Raw genomic sequence first — 18,170 nt, 5'->3', positions numbered from 1 at the left:
GGGTGATGGACCCGCCTTGAACGCGCGGCCGGCGGCCAGCGACTAACCCTTAGAGTGCCCAAGGATCAGTGGAACGTGATCAAGCCTCCTCTTCCGAAAGCACCAAGATGGTGCTTTAGTGCTTTCCATGAGCCTGTCGTCTCGAAACGCGCCGTCCGCGCTGCGTTACCGGCTTGCCCCTGACCCGGCCGCCAGGGCCGCGCTGGAGGCGACGTTCCAGGCCTATGACCGCATGATGGAGATCCTGGACGAGGTCGCGCGGAGCCATAATGTGGGCTCCAACGTCGTCCTGCTCCATGCCCATGCCTATGAGCCGATCCGCAAACAGACCGCGCTGCCATCGCGGCTGGTGACGCTGGGCTTGCGCGACCGCGCCGACTATCGCGCCGCCAAGGGCCGCCGCCTGCCGCTCGACGACAAGCTCGCCAAGATCAAGGGTCCCGCCACCATTTCGATTGCGACCGTGCAAGGACGCTTCAGCGTGCCCTTCGACTACGCCGGCTATGCCGAGGGCTGGGGGCAGAGCGCGCCCGCGCACCTGATCCGCACCGACGACGGCTTCGAAGTTCACTACGGCGTCACGCCGAACAATCTGCCAGAGGAGGAGAACGCCATGGATACCATCGCTGCCGCTCCCGAGAACTTCCTGTCGCGGGTCGGGCGCCTGATCGCCGGGATTGCCTACGACGCGATCGAGCAGGCGGAGGGCAAGAACAAGCTTGGGGTAGTCGGACAGGCCATCCGCGAAATCGAGCGCGCCGAGGCCGAGGCGCGCGATGCGCTCGCGTCTGCGCGCGCCGAGGAATATCGCCTCAACGCGCGCCGCACCGAGATCGAGCGCGAGATGACCGATCTCGCTCCCAAGATCGAGGGCGCTATCGCTGATAGCCGCGACGATCTCGCCCGCGCCGGCATCGCGCGGCAGATGGATCTGGAGGCCCAGTTCGAGGTGCTCTCCCGCGCCATCGACGAGAACAACGAGAAGATCGAGCAGTGCGTGACGTCTCTGCGTGCCGTACTCTCGGCGCTCCAGGATGCCGAACTGCGCCGGGCCGACCTGGAAAAGAGCGAGGCGGCCGCAAGTCACCAGGCCTCGACGTCACCGCGGAAGCCCGGCGGCACCTCGACGGCGGCGAAGGCGCTTCGTGCGAGCAGGGCGGTGGCGCGCGCCACCGGCGTTCCGGCATCGATCCCGTTCTCGAGCGACATCGACGAGCTCAGCACGTTGCATCGCGACAAGGAGATTGCAGCGAGGCTGGCGCGGTTGAAGTCGCGCTCCTGAGTCCTGTGTCATGAGCGCACTGCTCGAACACGTCATGTCGCCCGAGGTCAGGCCGTTCGCGATCGCGGCGGCCATGATCCTCATTGTCGGCTCGATCGAAGTGGTCTCGATGCTGGTCGGGGCCTCCTTGAGCGAAATGCTCGGCACCACCATCGATTTCGGTCATCCCAGCGACAATGGCGTCCTCAACGCCATCTCCTGGATCAATGTCGGCGGCGTGCCGCTACTGATCTTCCTGCTGTTGCTGCTCGGTGCCTTCTCCATCACCGGCTTCCTGATCCAGGACGTCGCGCGGATGGTGGCCGGCCCCTTGCCGGCGACGCTCGCCTCGGTCGGGGCGGTCATAGTCTCGGTTCCACTGGTCCGCGTCGCAAGCAGGGGCATCGCACGGGTCATCCCCAAGGATGAAAGCTACGCCGTCGGGCTCGGCGATCTCGTCGGCCGCGTCGGCGAGGTCGTCATTGGCCCGCTCGACCAGGGGCCGCCCGGCCGCGTCAGCGTCGCCGACATTCACGGCAACCGCCATTTCGTCTGGGCGGTCGCCGCACCGTCATCATCGCCCCTGGAGCAGGGAACTATGGTTCTGCTGGTCGATCGCGCCGGCACCCGCTTCGTAGCGGTGAAGGCCGACGATGAACTCAAACCGTCCAAGCCACCTCTAAGCAGCTAGCCAGTCATTTATTGGAGAACATCATGTTCGACATCGCAGTCCCGGCCATGATCGGCGTCGCGCTGATCGTCGTCCTCGGGATCGTCTTCACCATCCTCTACAAGCGCGCCACCCGCGACGAGGCCTTCGTGCGCACCGGCCTCGGCGGCAAGAAGGTCGTGCTCGACGGCGGCGCCATGATCCTGCCGATCTTCCACTCCTATGCCAGCGTCAATCTGAAGACGCTGCGGCTGACAGTCGAGCGCAAGGAGCGGGAATCCCTGATCACCAGGGACCGGCTGCGCGTCGACATCGTCGCCGAATTCTACGTGCGCGTTCGCCCCGACGACGAGAGCATCGCGCTGGCGAGCCAGACGCTGGGCGCGCTGACCAACGATGCCGAAGCGCTGCGTAACCAGGTCGAAGCGAAATTCGTCGACGGCCTGCGTTCGGTGGCGGCGACCATGTCCATCCTGGAGCTGCAGGAAAAGCGCAGTGATTTCGTCAAGCACGTGCAGGCAACGGTCGAGTCCGACGTCAAGTCGAACGGGCTCGAACTGGAATCGGTGTCATTGACAAAACTCGACCAGACTGACGTCAAATTCTTCAATCCGGAAAACTTCTTTGACGCCGAAGGCCTGACCCAATTGAAGACGGTCACCGAGACCCGCCGCCGCGACCGCAACGCCATCGTGCGCGACAACGAAGTGGCGATCGCACAAAAGGACCTTGAGGCGCGGCAGCAGACCCTGACGATCGAGCGGACCAAGAAGGAGGCCGAGCTGTCGCAGGAGCGCGACATCGCCAACAAGACCGCGAGCACCCGCGCCGAGGTCGCAACTGCGACGCAAACCGCGCGGTTGACCGAGGAGAATGCCCGCATCGATACCGACCGCGCGGTCGCCGAGAAGGAGGCGGGCGCCAAGCAGGTGAAGGAAACCGCGGTGATTGAATCCGATCTGGCGATCAACAAGCGCAAGACCGACGCGCAGCGCGAGATCCAGATCGCCACCCAGGAGAACGAGATCCAGATCGCGTCCAAGAGCAAGCAGACCTCGGAAGCCGTGACCGAAGCCAAGACGGCCGAAGCGGTCGCCGTCTCCGCGGAAGAAAAAGTCGTGACCGCGCGCGCCGTCGAAGTTGCCGATCGTGCCCGTCTCACCCAGGTGCTCGCGGCCCGCACCGAGGCCGAGCGAAAGTCGACCGAGGTGATCGTCGCGGCCGAGGCCGAGAAGAAGGCCTCCCTCGATCGCGCCGAGGCCGTCAAGACACTGGCCACCGCCGAAGCCGAGTCCAACAAGATCAAGGCTGTCGGCGTCAGGAATATCGGTGAGGCCGAAGCTGCCGTCATCACCATGAAGAACGAGGCGCAGAACAAGCTCGGCAGCAACGTCATCGACTTCGAGATCGCCAAGAAGCGGATCGAGATCATGCCCTCGGCGCTGGCCGAGATGGTCAAACCTATCGCGAACTTGAAGGACGTCCGCATCCTCCACACCGGCGGTGCGTTCGGCGGCAATGGTGCGGGGGGAGGCAATGTCGGCTTCGGCGAAGGCCTTGCCGGCGAGCTGCTCAAGGTGCATGCGCTGCGTCCGATGATCGACGAGATCCTGCGCCAGGGCGGCTTTGCGCCCGGCGACGATCCCGTGAAGACGTTGGTCAACGCGGTTGCCGGAAAGAGCAACGGTGCGGCGGTGCCGGCGCCCGTGCCGGAGACAACAAACTCCGCCGATCTATGAATGCCGGTTCATTGCTGCGGAGAATTCGAATCGATAAGAACTGGCTTGTTGCGCGTCTCGCGTCGCGCAACGAGCCGGAGCGCGGATCGATCGCGTCTTGAACCTTTCGATTGCGCCCCGGACGAATCCTTCTAGGCAACTTCATTGGTTGCCGCTGCGCCGGCGCGGATCGACGTCAGGCGCCGAAAGCCTGTTTCGATCGGGGGAATTTCAAATGAAGTTTTTTCTGTCTGCACTGATTGCGATCGGTCTGTCGATCACCGCCGCGCCGTCGTTCGCGGCCGACGCCCGCAACGTCACCGTCGTCAACGAGACCGGCTATGCCATCAAATTTCTGGGCTTCAACGCCCCGGACGATGGCATGGACGAATGGGACAACGAGCTCGACAAGGTTTTGCAGAACCAGGCGAGCACCTATGTCGAGTTCGACGATGACGACGACGGGTGCGTCTGGAACATCCGCGTCGACTGGCAGAACTATGACGAGACCGTGCTCTGGAAGAATGTCAACCTCTGCAAGTTCACCGCGCTGCGGCTACGCTACGATTCCGGCACCAAGACCACTTCGTTCGTCGCCGAGTAGGCTAACCTGAGGTCAGGCGGAGGAGGGGCCGCGCGCCCTTCCTTGCTGCAATGTGCAAGATAGCGAATTCGTCCTTTGCAAGCGCAAGCGGCTTTGTTATACGCAGCCGCGCGCGAACGACGAGTTCGCCCTTTTCCTCGGTAGCTCAGCGGTAGAGCATCCGACTGTTAATCGGATGGTCGCTGGTTCGAATCCAGCCCGGGGAGCCAATTCCATCGCAAATTCAATGAGTTGCTGTCGCGCCTTCGCGTGATGCGCTATCTCGTTGCGGTGATCCCCGAACGCCGCTTGCTCGATCTCCGCGTGGAATCACGTTCAACCAGACGTGTGCAATGGCACGGACGCGCCACGGGGGCGGCGCCAAATCGACTCAATTCGAATCGAGCTTCGCCGGCGCCGGATTTTTACGGAGCTGATTCCCATGCCAGACGTCCAGGTCGACCGTTTCGAAATGGCTCCCTCGATTCTACCGGCAGACGTCCCCGAACTCAGTGACGATGAATGCCTCGCCTGTCTGGCGCGTGCGGTCGAGACACACGATTCGGCACGGCTGGATGAAGTCGCCGCACTAATCGGCCGCCTCGCGGTCACGATCGAATAGGCCTCGCCCTCGACATTGCGAGTTGCGGAAGGCCCCGGTTCGCGGGCCAAAGCCATGTTGCGTTTTCGCAGGGCCTGTTCCAAAGATGCCGCTAACTTTCGTCCGCGGCATCGTCCGCCTTGCAGGGTCCGCAAATGTCCGTTTTCTCGACGGCGCGCCTAAAAATGGTCGATGGCCAGGTGCGCACCAGTGACGTCACCGACCGTCGTGTTCTCGACGCCATGCTCATGGTTCCGCGCGAGGCCTTCGTGCCGGCCAGCCGGCAGGCGTTGGCGTATCTCGACCTCGATCTCGACGTCAGCGAGGGCGGCGCCAAGCGCTTCCTGATCAAGCCGCAGCTGACCGGCAAGCTGCTCCAGGCCGCCGAAATCGGCGAGGGTGACAACGTCCTGGTCGTCGGCTGCGCCACGGGCTATCTCGCTGCGCTGACCGCCAAGCTCGCGCGCCAGGTCACCGCGACGGAATGCGATTCGGCCTTGGCCGCGAAGGCCAAGGACGCCTTCGCCGCCCTCGGGCTTGCCAACGTGACCTGCAAGGCCGCAGCCTGCACCGAGGGTGATGCCGCCGCTGGTCCCTATGATGTGATCGTCCTCAACGGCGCCACCGAGGTGACGCCGGCAGGGCTGCTCGGGCAGCTCAAGGAGGGTGGGCGCCTGGTGGGGGTCTCAGCCGAATCAAGGCCGCCGCGGGCCATGATCGTGACCCATACCCACGGCGAATTCGGCCATCGGGCACTGTTCGATGCCGCGGCCCCGGTCCTTCCCGGGCTGGAACGGGCCGCCGCCTTCGTCTTCTGAAGGCCCGATTGACGGCTTTGGCCTGTTAAAATCCCGTTCTGAATCAGAAGTGTGGCCGGGATGCTGCACGTAAAGAGTTTCCACTGCGAACGACCCTGAGGTAGTTCCGTCGCGCTTGACCGCGTCCTATGTTGCGGAGGGGCAGCGACTCCACTCGTAGACGGTAACCCGGCTCGCGGGCACGAGCCGGGCGTTAGAATGAACGGAATTTTTGGATGCATGGGGTGAAGCTCTTCACCGGAGCTGCGGTTTCGGTCCTGTTGCTCGCGCTTGCCGGGCCGACGCCTGCCTTGGCGGATACGATCGAGGCTGCGCTGGTGCGCGCCTATCAGAACAATCCTCAGCTGAACGCGCAACGCGCCCAGGCGCGCTCGACCGACGAGAACGTGCCGCAGGCGCTGTCGGGCTACCGCCCCAAGGTCAATGTGACCCTCGGCACCGGTTATCAATATCAGGATATCCAGGCGACGCAGAAGGGCGCAACGATCCATGGCAACAACCCCCTTTCCACGCTGCCGCTTCAGCCCAACAGCGCCAGCCTGACCGTCAACCAGACGCTCTACAATGGCAATCAGACCGCCAACAGGACGCGCGCGGCGGAGAGCCAGGTCTCGGGGTCGCGCGAGGCGTTGCGCGTGCTCGAGCAGACGGTCCTGCTGCAGGCTGCCACGAGCTACATGGATTATCTTCGTGACGCCGCCACCCTCGAAGTTCAGCGCAGCAACGTGCGCGTGCTCGAACAGACGCTCAAGCAAACGCGCGATCGCTTCAATGTCGGCGAAGTCACGCGCACCGACGTGGCGCAATCCGAGGCGCAGCTGGCTGCCGGCAAGACTCAAGCGCTGACCGCCGAATCGAATCTCACGACGACGCGCGCGAACTTCCGCCGGATCATCGGCAACGAGCCGACGAATCTTGCCCCGGGCTCGCCGGTCGATCGTTTCCTGCCCGCGACGCTCGCCTCCGCCGTCGGTCTCAGCCTGGTGGAGAACCCCAACGTCACGGCTTCGATGTTCGGCATCGACGTCAACTATCTCCAGGTCAAGATCAACGAAGGCGCGCTGCTGCCGACGGTCTCGCTCCAGGCTGCTGTCAGCACGTCGTACCAGCAGACCCTGAATGTCTTCCGAACGAATACCGCGTCCGCCATCGCGACAGCTTCCATACCGATCTATCAGGGCGGCGCGGAATATTCGCTGATCCGGCAATCCAAAGAGAACCTGGCGCAGCAGCGTCTGAATCTCGAAACCACCCGCGATCAGACCCGCGCCAACGTCGTGCAGGCCTGGGGCCAGTTGGAAGCCGGCAAGGCACAGGTGAAGTCTGCGCAGGCGCAGGTCGCGGCTTCCGAGATCGCGCTGAACGGCGTGCGCGAGGAAGCCAAGGCCGGCCAGCGCACCACGCTCGACGTGCTCAACGCGCAGCAGGCCCTGGTCAACGCGCGCGTTGCCCTGGTCACTGCCCAGCATGACCGCGTGGTGGCGTCCTATTCGGTGCTCAACGCAGTCGGTCGTCTCGCGCCGCAGGTGCTCGGCCTTGCGACCACTGTCTACGATCCCAGCGTGCACTACCAGCAGGTCCGCGATAGCTGGTCCGGCGTGCGTACGCCCGACGGGCGCTGATCCCGTAATCATCCGGTCGACCTCGCAGACAGCCGGGGCCGACTGGGCGCTTTGCTTGCAATCGTCAAAATCCCTGACATAGCCTTGCCAAGAAGATGCGGGTCGATTCGCCCCGCACCTGATGTCGTGTGCGTAAAGCTTGAGTGCCGAGGGCAGGGGCGCACCGCTGCACGTTGAGCCGTCATCTGGGGACAAGTCGGGCTGCCGCGACGAAAATGTCGGGCCACCCATCCGGAACCGGCCAATCCTGTCGTGCTTGGTGTAAAACAACGCATGCGAGGGCGTTGATGATGTGGAGTCGGAGATGACGCAGCCTGCAAAGGTCACAGAACCCTCGATGGAGGAGATTCTGGCCTCGATCCGGCGCATCATTGCCGACGATGAGGCCAAGCCGCCGCCGGCTGAGGCCGCCAAGCCCGAGAAAGCTGCCGCCCCCGCCGCGCCGCCGAAGCCGCAGGCGATCAACGACATCCCGCCATCCAAGGTCGCGCCGGCCAAGCCGGCCGCCGAGAAGCCCGCACCGCCTCCGGCCGCAAAGCCCGCACCGCCGCCGCCCCCCGCAGCCGCGGCCGATGCATCCAACAATCAGGACGATATCGACGCGCTCCTGGCGGGGCTCGACACGGCTACGTCTGCGCCCGAAATCCGTGCTCCCGAGCCGGAGCCCGAACCAGAGCCCGACGTGCTGGAATTGACCGACGAGATGGCGATGGAGATGGAGCCGACGCCGCCTCCGCCGCCGAGCTTCCGCAAGGTCGAGCCGCGCGACGATCTCGAATTCGCCGAATCGCCGCCGCCGCGTCCGACGCCACCCCCGGCATCCTATGCGCCCGTGGACTTCGATGCGCCGCCACTGCCGCCCCAACAGCCGATCCTGGCGCAATCGACGGTCTCGGCGGTCGAATCCGCCTTCAATTCCCTGGCCCACACGGTGCTCAGCAGCAATGCGCGAACGCTGGAGGATCTGGTCAAGGAGATGCTGCGTCCGATGTTGAAGTCCTGGCTCGACGACAATTTGCCGGGCCTCGTAGAACGCATCGTGAAGGCCGAAATCGAGCGGGTATCGCGCGGCGGCAGGTAGATCGGGCCGCAGAGCCCTCATAAAGCCCTGCTTGTGCATCATATTCGGCCTCTCGACCGGACTGGAGAGCCCTGTTGCCGCCTGGCTCTCCTTTGACCTTTCCGTTGACTTGGACCCCGCGCGCGGCTTTCTAGCAGCCCCATGATCGAGAAAAATTACCAGCCCGCCGATATCGAAGCCCGCATGTCCGTCGTGTGGGAGGACAGCCTTGCCTTCAAGGCCGGCCGCCCCGACCGCCGCGACGCTGTGCCCTTTACCATCGTGATCCCGCCGCCGAACGTGACGGGCTCGCTGCACATGGGCCACGCCCTCAACAACACGCTCCAGGACATCCTGTGCCGCTTCGAGCGCATGCGCGGCCGCGACGTGCTGTGGCAGCCTGGCACCGACCATGCCGGCATCGCCACCCAGATGGTGGTCGAGCGGCAGCTGATGGAGCGCCAGCAGCCCGGGCGCCGCGAGATGGGCCGCGAGAAGTTCCTGGAGCGGGTCTGGCAGTGGAAGGCCGAGAGCGGCGACACCATCATCAACCAGCTCAAGCGGCTCGGCGCGTCCTGCGACTGGTCGCGCGAACGCTTCACCATGGACGAGGGCCTGTCCAAGGCCGTGGTCAAGGTGTTCGTCGAGCTGCACCGCGACGGCCTGATCTACAAGGACAAGCGGCTGGTGAACTGGGACACCAAGCTGCTCACCGCGATCTCCGATCTCGAAGTGCAGCAGACCGAGGTCAAGGGCAGCCTCTGGTACCTGCGCTATCCGATCGAGGGCAAGATTTTCAGCCCCGACGATCCCTCGAGCTTCATCGTCGTCGCCACCACGCGCCCGGAGACCATGCTCGGCGATACCGGCGTCGCCGTGCATCCCGATGACGAGCGCTATCAGAAGCTGGTCGGCAAGAACGTGATCCTGCCGCTGGTCGGCCGCAAGATCCGGATCGTCGCCGACGACTATTCCGATCCGGAGAAGGGCTCGGGCGCGGTCAAGGTGACGCCGGCGCACGACTTCAACGACTTCGAAGTCGGCAATCGCCACGGCCTCGCCCGGATCAGCGTCATCGACAAGGAAGGTTGCCTCGATCTCCTCGACAACGAGGATTATCTGCGCGACCTGCCGGAGGGTGCCTCGCAGTTCGCCGAGGAGTTCAACAAGCTCGATCGCTTCGCAGCGCGCAAGCGCATCGTCGAGCGGCTGGAATCGTTCGGCTTCGTCGAGCGGATCGAGCCCCACACCCACATGGTGCCGCATGGCGACCGCTCCGGCACGGTAATCGAGCCCTATCTCACCGACCAATGGTATGTCGACGCCAAGACGCTGGCGAAGCCCGCGATGGCCGCGGTGCGTTCGGGCGAAACCACCTTCGTGCCGAAGAACTGGGAAAAGACCTATTTCGAGTGGATGGAGAACATCCAGCCCTGGTGCATCTCGCGCCAGCTCTGGTGGGGTCACCAGATCCCGGCCTGGTACGGTCCTGATGGCAAGGTGTTCGTCGCCGAGACCGAGGAGGAGGCCGTCAGCCACGCCCTCGGCTATTACGTCGAGCAGGAAGTCATCACGATCGAGCAGGGCCGCGAGATGGCGCTCGATCGTAACAAGCGTGACGGCTTCATCACGCGTGACGAGGACGTGCTCGACACCTGGTTCTCCTCGGCGCTGTGGCCGTTCTCGACCCTCGGCTGGCCCGCAGACGCGCCGGAAGTGCAGCGCTACTACCCGACCAACGCGCTGGTGACCGGCTTCGACATCATCTTCTTCTGGGTCGCCCGCATGATGATGATGGGCCTGCACTTCATGAAGGAGGTGCCGTTCTCGACGATCTACATCCACGCCCTCGTCCGCGACGAGAAGGGCGCCAAGATGTCGAAGTCGAAGGGCAACGTCATCGATCCGCTCAGCCTGATCGACCAATATGGTGCGGACGCGCTGCGCTTCACGCTGGCCGCGATGGCCGCGCAGGGGCGCGACATCAAGCTCGCCACGAGCCGGGTCGAGGGCTATCGCAATTTCGCGACAAAGCTCTGGAATGCGTCGCGCTTCGCGGAGATGAACCACTGCGCCGTGCCCGAGGGGTTCGAGCCGGCGAAGGTCAAGGAGACACTGAACCGCTGGATCGCGCATGAGAGCGCGCACACCACGCGCGAGGTGACCGAGGCGATCGAGGCCTATCGCTTCAACGATGCCGCAGGCAGCATCTATCGCTTCGTCTGGAACGTCTATTGCGACTGGTATGTCGAGCTCGCAAAACCACTGCTGCTCGGTCCCGACAGCCCCGCCAAGGCCGAGACCCGCGCCATGGTGGCATGGGCGCGCGACGAGATCCTGAAACTGCTGCACCCCTTCATGCCCTTCATCACCGAGGAGCTGTGGGAGGTGACGGCCAAGCGCGACGGTCTGCTTGCGCTGGCACCGTGGCCGCTGAAGCCGGCCGCGCCGACGCCGGAGCAGCTTGCGATGCTCGCGGCCACGACGGGGCCGACCGATGCGCTCGTCTCGCCGGTTTGGGTGCTGCCGATCTTCGACCATGCGGACTTCACCGATCCCGCGGCCGAGGCCGAGATCGGCTGGGTGATCGACCTTGTCACGCAGATCCGTTCGGTGCGCGCCGAGATGAACATCCCGCCGGCGACGCTGACGGCACTGGTGCTCGCAAGCGCCTCGGCCGAGACCAAGGAGCGCGCGCCTCGCTGGAGCGACGTCATCAAGCGCATGGCGCGGCTGTCGGACATCGCGTTCGCCGACCGTGCGCCCGACGGCGCGGTCCAGCTCCTGGTGCGAGGCGAGGTGGCTGCGCTGCCGCTGAAGGGCGTGATCGACGTCGCCGCCGAGCGCACGCGTCTCGACAAGGAGATCGGGAAGGCCGACGCCGACATCAAGCGCGCCGAGTCCAAGCTGGCGAACGAGAAATTCGTCGCCAACGCGGCCGAGGAGGTCGTCGAGGAGGAGCGCGAAAAGCGTGAGGCTGCGCTCGCCCGCAAGGCCAAGCTGCTGGAGGCGCTGGAGCGGCTGAAGCAGGCCTCTTAGGCCTATTTCGGAAACGGCTTGCTGAGGAATTTCGAACCCCGGACGCCATAGCGCCAGGGCAGCTCCACGGCCTTGGTGATGCCGATCCGGATTCCGGCCACCACCTCCAAATCCTCCGTCCGCGCATGCAGCGCGATCGGGGGACGGTCCAGCGGCAGGGCATTGTGCGCGATGGTGATGCCGAGCGCTTCGGTCAGCTTGCCCGGGCCCGAGCACAACGCGTGCAAATCCTGGAGATGGCGCCGCCGACGCATCGCGGCCAAGCCGTGGGTCGGCTCCAGCGCGCGGATCAGCACGGCAGCTGCCGAGCCTTCCTCCTCGCAAACGAAGTTCACGCACCAGTGGATGCCGTAGGAGCGGTAGACATAGGCAAAGCCGGGCGGGCCGAACATCACCTGGTTCCGCGGCGTGGGGCCATTGTAGGAATGCGCCGCCGGCTCGGTATGATGATAGGCCTCGACTTCGACAATGAGGCCGCCGACGCCGTCGACCAGCATGGTCGCACCGATCAAGTCGTGCGCGACCTCGCGGACGCTGCGCGCGAAAAAGGCACGCTTCAGGGCTTTGCCGAGCCGGGGAGTAGAGGTCTTCGAGACTGGAGCCATTCGAGGTGAGAATCGCCAGAGAACAGAGCAGGATATTGCCCATATCTGCCATGTTCCCTGAAGCGGGGCGAGCCGGGTTGCGATGCGTGGCGAGACCGACTAGGTAGGACCTGATCAGACCGGACATCCCATGGTCGTTATTGTCGATACCATCTCGAACCCGCTGCGCCCACGTCACCCCGAAAAGGTGAACCGGCCCGATTCCGCTTCGCCGCCGAAGCCGGACTGGATCCGCGTCCGCGCGCCCAACACCCGCGGCTATGCCGACACCCGCAACATCGTGCGCGCCAACGGCCTGCACACGGTGTGCGAGGAGGCGGGCTGCCCGAATATCGGCGAGTGCTGGGACAAGAAGCACGCGACCTTCATGATCATGGGTGACACCTGCACCCGCGCCTGCGCGTTCTGCAACGTCAAGACCGGGATGCCGAACGCGCTCGACGCGGCCGAGCCGCGGAACGTCGGCGAGGCCGTGGCCAAGCTCGGCCTTGCCCATGTCGTCATCACGTCCGTCGACCGCGACGATCTCACGGATGGCGGCGCCGAGCATTTCGCCCAGACCATCCGCGCGATCCGCGCTGCATGCCCCTCGACCACGATCGAGATCCTGACGCCCGACTTCCTGCGCAAGGAGGGGGCGCTGGAAATCGTCGTCGCGGCGAGGCCCGACGTGTTCAACCACAATCTCGAGACCGTGCCGTCGTGCTATCTCACGGTGCGGCCGGGCGCGCGCTATTTCCATTCGATCCGGCTGTTGCAGCGGGTCAAGGAGCTCGATCCCACCATCTTCACCAAGTCCGGCATCATGGTCGGCCTCGGCGAGGAGCGCCACGAGGTGCAGCAGGTGATGGACGATCTGCGTTCCGCCGACGTCGATTTCCTGACCATCGGGCAATATCTCCAGCCGACCCGCAAGCATCACGCCGTGATGCGCTACGTGCCGCCGGACGAGTTTTCGTCCTACGAGAAGGTCGCCTACACCAAGGGCTTCCTGATGGTGTCGGCGAGCCCGCTCACCCGTTCGTCGCACCATGCCGGCGAGGATTTTGCGAGACTGAAGGCCGCGCGGGCCGCGACGGCCCGCTGAACCGCCATGCCCAAATTTTCGAGCAAGCGCCGTGTCGATCACAGCGCGTCCGAGATGTTTGATCTGGTCGCCGACGTCGAGCGCTACCCGGAATTCGTGCCGTTGTGCAGCGCGCTGAAGGTCCGTCAGCGCATGGCGAAACCCGACGGCACCGAGGTGCTGGTCGCCGACATGACGGTGTCGTTCAAGCTGATCAAGGAAACCTTCACCAGCCGCGTGACGCTCGACCGCGCCAATTTGAAGATCCTGGTCGAATATCTGCAAGGTCCCTTCAGCAATCTGGAAAATCGTTGGACGTTCGAGCCCAAAGGCCAAGACAAAGGCCAAGGGGAGGGCAGTGGCGTCTGCGACGTCGGTTTCTTCCTCGCCTACGAGTTCAAGAGCCGCATGCTGGCGCTGCTGATGGGCTCGATGTTCGACGCCGCGTTCGCGCGATTTTCCATCGCGTTCGAGAAGCGGGCGGACGCGATCTACGGACGGCGGAAGCTGGCGTCGTCGTAAGGATCGTTACTCCAATGTTCCGGACGCGGTGCGCGCGTAGCGCTGCTCCGCAGAGCCGGGACCCAAGCCGCACGAACGCCTCGGAAGCATGGGCCCCGGCTCTGCAGCGCACCGCCGAAGGAGCGCTGCGCTGCGTCCGGGGCACGAACTCCTCACTTCAATCCACCGCCTTCACGACATCCGGCGGCTGCGAGGCGTAATACGCCGCGGCCTGCTCGATCTCCTGCGGCGTCATCGCACGCGCAATGTTGCGCATCTGTTGGCTGATGTCGTTGCGGCGCTCGCCTGCGGCGAAGGCCTGCAGCTGCGCCTTCAAGTAGACCTCGGACTGGCCTTCGAGCCACGGGCTGCCGGTCTTGTTGTCGAGACTGCCGTGGCATGCGCCGCAGGGCGCGATGCCGCGCATCGGTGCGCCGTAGATCACGATGTTTGGCTTGGGCAATTGCGGCGTCGGGTGATAGGCCGGCAGCCGCGGCAGGTAAGCGTAATAGTTCGAGATATCTGCGATCTCCTGGTCCGTCAGATTGACGGCGAACGGCGACATCACGGCATTGGTGCGCGCGCCCGAGCGGAAATCGTGCAGCTCCTTGTAGATCACGGCGGCATACTGGCCTGCGAGATTGGGCGAGTCCGCACGGCTGATACCGGTCGGGCCATGACAGATCGCGCAGCGCTGCGCCAGCGTGGCGCCGCGGCCGATCGCCTCCTGGCTCGGGCGTGACAGCGTGCGTGAGGTCAGCACGACCTCCGACAGCCGTCTTGTCTGTTCGGGTGCCGTGACGGTTGCTGCGCGCTGCGGCACGCCGGCGGCGCTGCAGATCGCGTCCCAGACGTTTGCGAACTGAACCCAGGGCTGTGCGAAGGGCAGCACGATGAAGCCGGCGACAATCGTCACGATCAGCATGCCGGCGATGACGCCGACGCCGACAGTGAAATGCCGATTGCGGAACGTGAAGAGGTCGCGCGTGCTCATCACTGCGCTCCCACATAGACGGCCGGCACCGACGTGCCCTCGCTCAGCGCCAGCGTCAGGATCGGGTAGCCGTAATTGGTGAGGGTGAGCGCGATCATCAGCGCCACCCACAGCGCGTGGGTGTTGAGCGCGACCGGCACGGTCGCCGGCTGGTGCACGGCCAGCGCAAAGCGATAGGGGCCGGCGTCGACCTGTGGCGCACGCATGCCGCGGGCCAGGATAACGATGAACATGATGCCCGACGCCAGCAGGATGAAGCCGCCGATCGCGGAGAGGGTGACCGAGAGGGCCTGCGGCGCGATCGCGGGGTCGCCGAAGTCGAAATAGGCCATGCGGCGCGGCATGCCGAGAATGCCGACCCAGTGCCAGGGAAAGGTCGTGACAATCATGCCGACGAACCACAGCCAGAGCTGGGTGCGGATCAGGCGGACATCGATCAGCTCGCGTCCGGTCAGATGCGGCCACAGATCGTAGGCGATCGCAAAATACATGATCACGATGGCGCCGCCGAAGATCAGGTGGAAATGGCCGGTGATCCACTGCGTGTTGTGGATCGACGCATCGAGCTGATAGCTCATGTTGATGAGGCCGCCGGCGCCGCCGAAGCCGAGCATGACGAAGGAAAAGGCGAGGGCCAGCATCATCGGGTTGTCCCAGGGCAGGGCCCTGATCCAGCCGAACATGCCGCAGCCCCCGCGCAGGCGCGCCGCGATCTCGACGGAGGCGCAGATCGTGAACACCGTCAGCAGTGTCGGTAGCGCGACCAGCGCGGTGAAGGCCGAATGAATGAACTTGAAGCCGGCGCCGACCTGCGGATCGGCGAAGGTGTGGTGCATGCCGATTGGCATCGCGACCACCAGGAACAGGATGAAGGAGATCCGCGCCATGCTGTCGGAATAGACGCGGCCGCCGATCGCGCGCGGCACGATGGTGTAATAGGCGATGTAGGTCGGCATCAGCCAGAAATAGACGATGGCGTGCAGCGTCCAGGAGAAGAACACGCGCGCAAGGCCGGCGTCGATGGTGGCCTTCAGCCCGGCCGCGACCGGAATGATCTGCAGCAGCAGCTCGAGCGCGGCGCCGACCGCGGTCCAGGCCCACAGATACGAGCCCGCCACATTGGCGAACATCGCCAGCGGCACCGGCGCGCCGGGATGGGCCTTCCGCCAGACGCGCAGATTGACCGACATCAGCGCAACCCAGATCCAGGAGCCGACCACGACCAGCACGACGCCGAGGTAGTAGAAGACGTTGCCGATCAGCGGCGGATAGAAGGTGTAGAGCACGGAGGCGCGGCCCAGCGCGATCGGGATCACCGCCATGATGCTGCCGGCGACGATCAGCCAGAATCCGGCCCAGGCCCAACGCACGCCGACAAGACGTTGCTCCAGCGCGGACTCGCTGATGGCATAGCCGAAGCTCATCGCGACCAGGGTCGGGAAGACGTAGCCCATCACCGTGCCGTGCGCGGTCAGCGAGCGGTAATAGAGCTCGGGATTGGACAGCCAGGTGCCGATCGGGCTGCGGATGAACATCTGCCAGGCGCCGAGCGTGAGTGCGAGGCCGAACACGGCGAAGGCCAGCCAGAAATGGGCGAGGATGAGCTTCCTATTGACCAACACAGCTCAGCCTCCCGCCACCCTTCGCGCGGTTCGCGAATTCGGTCCTGTCGATCACCTTGACCTTGCCCCACATGCCCTCGTGGCCGAAGCTGCAAAACTCCTGGCAGGGCATCAGATAGTCGCCCGCCCTGGTAAAGCGCATGAGCTGCTCGGAGATGTAGCCCGGCACCAGCATGGTGTTGACGTTGGTGCCCTGGATCAGGATGCCGTGGACGACGTCGGCGCTGGTGGCGCGCAGCGTGATCGGCGTGTCCACGGGCACCACGATGCAGGCCGGCGTGAAGGAATATTGCTGCCCGATCGCGCGCACGGTCACATTGCCATTGGCCTCGAGCACGCTGCCGAGATTGCTCTCGACGAACTCGCCCGAGAGGTGCAGCCGCGACGGATCGGTGGTCTCGACACGCGCCTGCGGCATGGTCGCACGATGGATACCGGCGAACGCCGCCAGCAGCGCCATCATCACGATGATGATCACGGCGATAGTGGCCCAGCGCCGCTCGACGCGGGCGGCGACCTCGGCGCTGGCGCTGCCGTTGCCGTGGGTTTGCTCTGCGCTCATTGCAGCGACCCGCGCGGCAGGAACACGAACAGATAGAAGGCGAGCCACATCGCGACCACGCAGGCCGTGGCGATGCCGGCGAGCACGATCGCGCCCGATGGTCCCTGGGCAACGACCTCCTCGACGGCCTGGTCGGCGGCGGCTGGGCTGGTCGGCGGATCGGAATTGAACATGGCGGCCCTCAGTTCAGCGGTGCCGAGCGCAGCTCGTTGGCCTCGCGCGCCGAGACCGGCGTGCCGCGATTGCCCCAGGCGGTGCGGATGTAGGAGACGACGGCGGCGACCTCGTTGTCGGAGAGAAGGCCGGCGAAGGGCGGCATGCCGTAGGGCATCGGATTGCCCTTGGTGCCCGGAGGATAGCCGCCATTGAGCACCATGCGGATCGGGTTGACCGCCGACTGCATCTCGATCGACTGGTTGTTGGCGAGCGGCGGCCAGTGCGGTGGCTTGCCTTCGCCCTGGGTGCCATGACAGCTCGCGCAATTCTTGTCGTAGACGGTCTTGCCGAGGCTGATCAGCAGGCTGCTCTCGGTGGTCGACAGTGCCGAGCTCGCCGCCGGCGGAGGCGAGGGCTCCGCGATACCCTTGAGGTAGACCGCCATCGCCCTGGTGTCCTCGTCGTTGAGATATTGCAGGCTGTTGTGCACAACCTCGGCCATCGGGCCGTAAACCACGCCGCGCATGGAGACGCCGGTCTGGAGCAAATCCGTGATGTCCTTGATGCTCCAGTCGCCGAGCCCGGCCTCGCGGTTCGAGGTCAGCGAGGGCGCGTACCAGTTCTGCATCGGGATCAGGCCGCCTTTGAACGCGTCCGATTGCGAGGTGCCGCCGAGCGCGTTGATCGGCGAATGGCACATGCCGCAATGGCCGAGGCCCTCGACCAGATAGGCGCCGCGATTCCATTCCGCCGATTTTTTCGGATCGGGCTTGAACTCGCCCTCGCTGAAGAACAGCGTACGCCAGCCGAGGATGAGCTGGCGGTTGTCGTAAGGGAAACGCAACTCGTGCGGCTTGTTCTTCTGGTTCACCGGCGCAATCGAGCGCAGATAGGCGAAGATCGCGTCGCTGTCGGCGCGCGTGACCTTGGTGTAGGACGCAAACGGCATCGCCGGGTAGAGCAACCCGCCGTCCGGGAAACGGCCGTTGTGCATGGTCTTGTAGAAGTCGTCGGCGCTCCACTTGCCGATGCCGGTCTCCGGATCGGGCGTGACGTTGGAGGTGTAGAGCGTGCCGAACGGGGTCGGCATGGCACGGCCGCCGGCAAACAGACGGCCTTCCGGCGCGGTGTGGCAGGCGGTGCAGTCGCCTGCACGGGCAAGATACTCGCCGCGCGCGATGATATCGCCAGTCTTGTCTTTGTCCTGCGCTGCTGCTGCCGTGGTGAACGCGGCGAGGGCGAGCAACTGGATGGATAAGAGTGTGATCGACAGTTTCGAGCCCATCATCCGC

17 protein-coding genes and 1 tRNA gene are annotated in these 18,170 nt (G+C 64.8%); 12 read left to right on the top strand and 6 right to left on the bottom strand.

All coding sequences use genetic code 11. The annotated features are described in order from the left end of the window. Window positions 1-118: 118 nt before the first annotated feature. From JQ591_RS10150 to JQ591_RS10105, 10 genes are all read left to right on the top strand, one after another. Window positions 119-1,282: a PspA/IM30 family protein gene (locus JQ591_RS10150; protein WP_211395863.1), complete on the top strand. Its 1,164-nt coding sequence runs from the start codon at window positions 119-121 to the stop codon at window positions 1,280-1,282. A gap of 10 nt (window positions 1,283-1,292) precedes the next feature. Next, window positions 1,293-1,952 carry an OB-fold-containig protein gene (locus tag JQ591_RS10145; RefSeq protein WP_211395862.1) on the top strand — a complete coding sequence of 220 codons (660 nt, stop codon included), beginning with the start codon at window positions 1,293-1,295 and terminating at the stop codon, window positions 1,950-1,952. 23 nt (window positions 1,953-1,975) lie between these two features. Then, window positions 1,976-3,670, top strand: coding sequence for a flotillin family protein (locus JQ591_RS10140; RefSeq protein WP_211395861.1), 1,695 nt, complete (start codon window positions 1,976-1,978; stop codon window positions 3,668-3,670). A 214-nt stretch (window positions 3,671-3,884) separates the two neighbouring features. Continuing rightward, complete coding sequence (locus tag JQ591_RS10135; RefSeq protein WP_211395860.1) at window positions 3,885-4,253, top strand: hypothetical protein; 369 nt, start codon at window positions 3,885-3,887, stop codon at window positions 4,251-4,253. Between the two features lie 134 nt (window positions 4,254-4,387). Further along, window positions 4,388-4,462, top strand: a tRNA-Asn gene (locus JQ591_RS10130). Window positions 4,463-4,674: 212 nt separating this feature from the next. Then, a complete protein-coding gene (locus JQ591_RS10125) occupies window positions 4,675-4,854 on the top strand; it encodes a hypothetical protein (RefSeq protein WP_211395859.1) in 180 nt (59 codons plus the stop codon). A gap of 134 nt (window positions 4,855-4,988) precedes the next feature. Then, on the top strand, window positions 4,989-5,651 hold the full coding sequence (locus JQ591_RS10120) for a protein-L-isoaspartate O-methyltransferase family protein (protein WP_211395858.1): 663 nt from the start codon (window positions 4,989-4,991) through the stop codon (window positions 5,649-5,651). A gap of 215 nt (window positions 5,652-5,866) precedes the next feature. Next, on the top strand, window positions 5,867-7,273 hold the full coding sequence (locus tag JQ591_RS10115; RefSeq protein ID WP_211395857.1) for a TolC family outer membrane protein: 1,407 nt from the start codon (window positions 5,867-5,869) through the stop codon (window positions 7,271-7,273). Window positions 7,274-7,577: 304 nt separating this feature from the next. Continuing rightward, on the top strand, window positions 7,578-8,354 hold the full coding sequence (locus JQ591_RS10110) for a PopZ family protein (protein ID WP_211395856.1): 777 nt from the start codon (window positions 7,578-7,580) through the stop codon (window positions 8,352-8,354). Between the two features lie 141 nt (window positions 8,355-8,495). After that, on the top strand, window positions 8,496-11,372 hold the full coding sequence (locus JQ591_RS10105) for a valine--tRNA ligase (protein ID WP_211395855.1): 2,877 nt from the start codon (window positions 8,496-8,498) through the stop codon (window positions 11,370-11,372). Between the two features lie 2 nt (window positions 11,373-11,374). Here the strand turns inward: JQ591_RS10105 and JQ591_RS10100 are convergent, their stop codons facing one another. After that, on the bottom strand, window positions 11,375-11,977 hold the full coding sequence (locus JQ591_RS10100) for a DNA-3-methyladenine glycosylase (RefSeq protein WP_211395854.1): 603 nt from the start codon (window positions 11,975-11,977) through the stop codon (window positions 11,375-11,377). A gap of 130 nt (window positions 11,978-12,107) precedes the next feature. Between JQ591_RS10100 and lipA the strand changes: the two genes are divergently transcribed. Together lipA and JQ591_RS10090 are read left to right on the top strand one after the other, a co-directional pair. Next, a complete protein-coding gene (lipA, locus tag JQ591_RS10095) occupies window positions 12,108-13,064 on the top strand; it encodes a lipoyl synthase (protein WP_211395853.1) in 957 nt (318 codons plus the stop codon). A 6-nt stretch (window positions 13,065-13,070) separates the two neighbouring features. Next, the gene (locus JQ591_RS10090) at window positions 13,071-13,565 is read left to right on the top strand and encodes a type II toxin-antitoxin system RatA family toxin (protein ID WP_211395852.1); all 495 of its coding nucleotides are present in this window, start codon (window positions 13,071-13,073) and stop codon (window positions 13,563-13,565) included. A 157-nt stretch (window positions 13,566-13,722) separates the two neighbouring features. Here JQ591_RS10090 and JQ591_RS10085 read toward each other — a convergent pair whose 3' ends face one another. The 5 genes from JQ591_RS10085 to JQ591_RS10065 are packed head-to-tail and all read right to left on the bottom strand — an operon-like array spanning window position 13,723 to window position 18,163. After that, complete coding sequence (locus JQ591_RS10085) at window positions 13,723-14,538, bottom strand: c-type cytochrome (RefSeq protein WP_211395851.1); 816 nt, start codon at window positions 14,536-14,538, stop codon at window positions 13,723-13,725. Next, a complete protein-coding gene (locus tag JQ591_RS10080; protein WP_211395850.1) occupies window positions 14,538-16,160 on the bottom strand; it encodes a b(o/a)3-type cytochrome-c oxidase subunit 1 in 1,623 nt (540 codons plus the stop codon). Before JQ591_RS10080 ends, JQ591_RS10085 begins: the two co-directional genes overlap by 1 nt. Continuing rightward, the gene (locus JQ591_RS10075; protein WP_211395849.1) at window positions 16,147-16,722 is read right to left on the bottom strand and encodes a cytochrome C oxidase subunit II; all 576 of its coding nucleotides are present in this window, start codon (window positions 16,720-16,722) and stop codon (window positions 16,147-16,149) included. Before JQ591_RS10075 ends, JQ591_RS10080 begins: the two co-directional genes overlap by 14 nt. Beyond that, the gene (locus JQ591_RS10070) at window positions 16,719-16,895 is read right to left on the bottom strand and encodes a hypothetical protein (protein WP_211395848.1); all 177 of its coding nucleotides are present in this window, start codon (window positions 16,893-16,895) and stop codon (window positions 16,719-16,721) included. Before JQ591_RS10070 ends, JQ591_RS10075 begins: the two co-directional genes overlap by 4 nt. Before the next feature lie 8 nt (window positions 16,896-16,903). Then, complete coding sequence (locus tag JQ591_RS10065) at window positions 16,904-18,163, bottom strand: cytochrome c (RefSeq protein WP_211396423.1); 1,260 nt, start codon at window positions 18,161-18,163, stop codon at window positions 16,904-16,906. Between the last annotated feature and the right edge of the window lie 7 nt (window positions 18,164-18,170).

Origin of the sequence: Bradyrhizobium canariense (genome assembly GCF_018130465.1) — a bacterium.
Lineage (GTDB): Bacteria > Pseudomonadota > Alphaproteobacteria > Rhizobiales > Xanthobacteraceae > Bradyrhizobium > Bradyrhizobium canariense_C.
This window is presented reverse-complemented; position numbering and strand designations above follow the sequence as displayed.

What these genes read in the sequence shown, in the direction of transcription:
- JQ591_RS10145 (WP_211395862.1), top strand. Translation starts at nt 1,293, where the DNA reads ATGAGCGCACTGCTCGAACACGTCATGTCGCCCGAGGTCAGGCCGTTC.
- JQ591_RS10140 (WP_211395861.1), top strand. Translation starts at nt 1,976, where the DNA reads ATGTTCGACATCGCAGTCCCGGCCATGATCGGCGTCGCGCTGATCGTC.
- JQ591_RS10135 (WP_211395860.1), top strand. Translation starts at nt 3,885, where the DNA reads ATGAAGTTTTTTCTGTCTGCACTGATTGCGATCGGTCTGTCGATCACC.
- JQ591_RS10125 (WP_211395859.1), top strand. Translation starts at nt 4,675, where the DNA reads ATGCCAGACGTCCAGGTCGACCGTTTCGAAATGGCTCCCTCGATTCTA.
- JQ591_RS10120 (WP_211395858.1), top strand. Translation starts at nt 4,989, where the DNA reads ATGTCCGTTTTCTCGACGGCGCGCCTAAAAATGGTCGATGGCCAGGTG.
- JQ591_RS10115 (WP_211395857.1), top strand. Translation starts at nt 5,867, where the DNA reads ATGCATGGGGTGAAGCTCTTCACCGGAGCTGCGGTTTCGGTCCTGTTG.
- JQ591_RS10110 (WP_211395856.1), top strand. Translation starts at nt 7,578, where the DNA reads ATGACGCAGCCTGCAAAGGTCACAGAACCCTCGATGGAGGAGATTCTG.
- JQ591_RS10105 (WP_211395855.1), top strand. Translation starts at nt 8,496, where the DNA reads ATGATCGAGAAAAATTACCAGCCCGCCGATATCGAAGCCCGCATGTCC.
- JQ591_RS10100 (WP_211395854.1), bottom strand. Translation starts at nt 11,977, where the DNA reads ATGGCTCCAGTCTCGAAGACCTCTACTCCCCGGCTCGGCAAAGCCCTG.
- lipA (WP_211395853.1), top strand. Translation starts at nt 12,108, where the DNA reads ATGGTCGTTATTGTCGATACCATCTCGAACCCGCTGCGCCCACGTCAC.
- JQ591_RS10090 (WP_211395852.1), top strand. Translation starts at nt 13,071, where the DNA reads ATGCCCAAATTTTCGAGCAAGCGCCGTGTCGATCACAGCGCGTCCGAG.
- JQ591_RS10085 (WP_211395851.1), bottom strand. Translation starts at nt 14,538, where the DNA reads ATGAGCACGCGCGACCTCTTCACGTTCCGCAATCGGCATTTCACTGTC.
- JQ591_RS10075 (WP_211395849.1), bottom strand. Translation starts at nt 16,722, where the DNA reads ATGAGCGCAGAGCAAACCCACGGCAACGGCAGCGCCAGCGCCGAGGTC.
- JQ591_RS10070 (WP_211395848.1), bottom strand. Translation starts at nt 16,895, where the DNA reads ATGTTCAATTCCGATCCGCCGACCAGCCCAGCCGCCGCCGACCAGGCC.
- JQ591_RS10065 (WP_211396423.1), bottom strand. Translation starts at nt 18,163, where the DNA reads ATGGGCTCGAAACTGTCGATCACACTCTTATCCATCCAGTTGCTCGCC.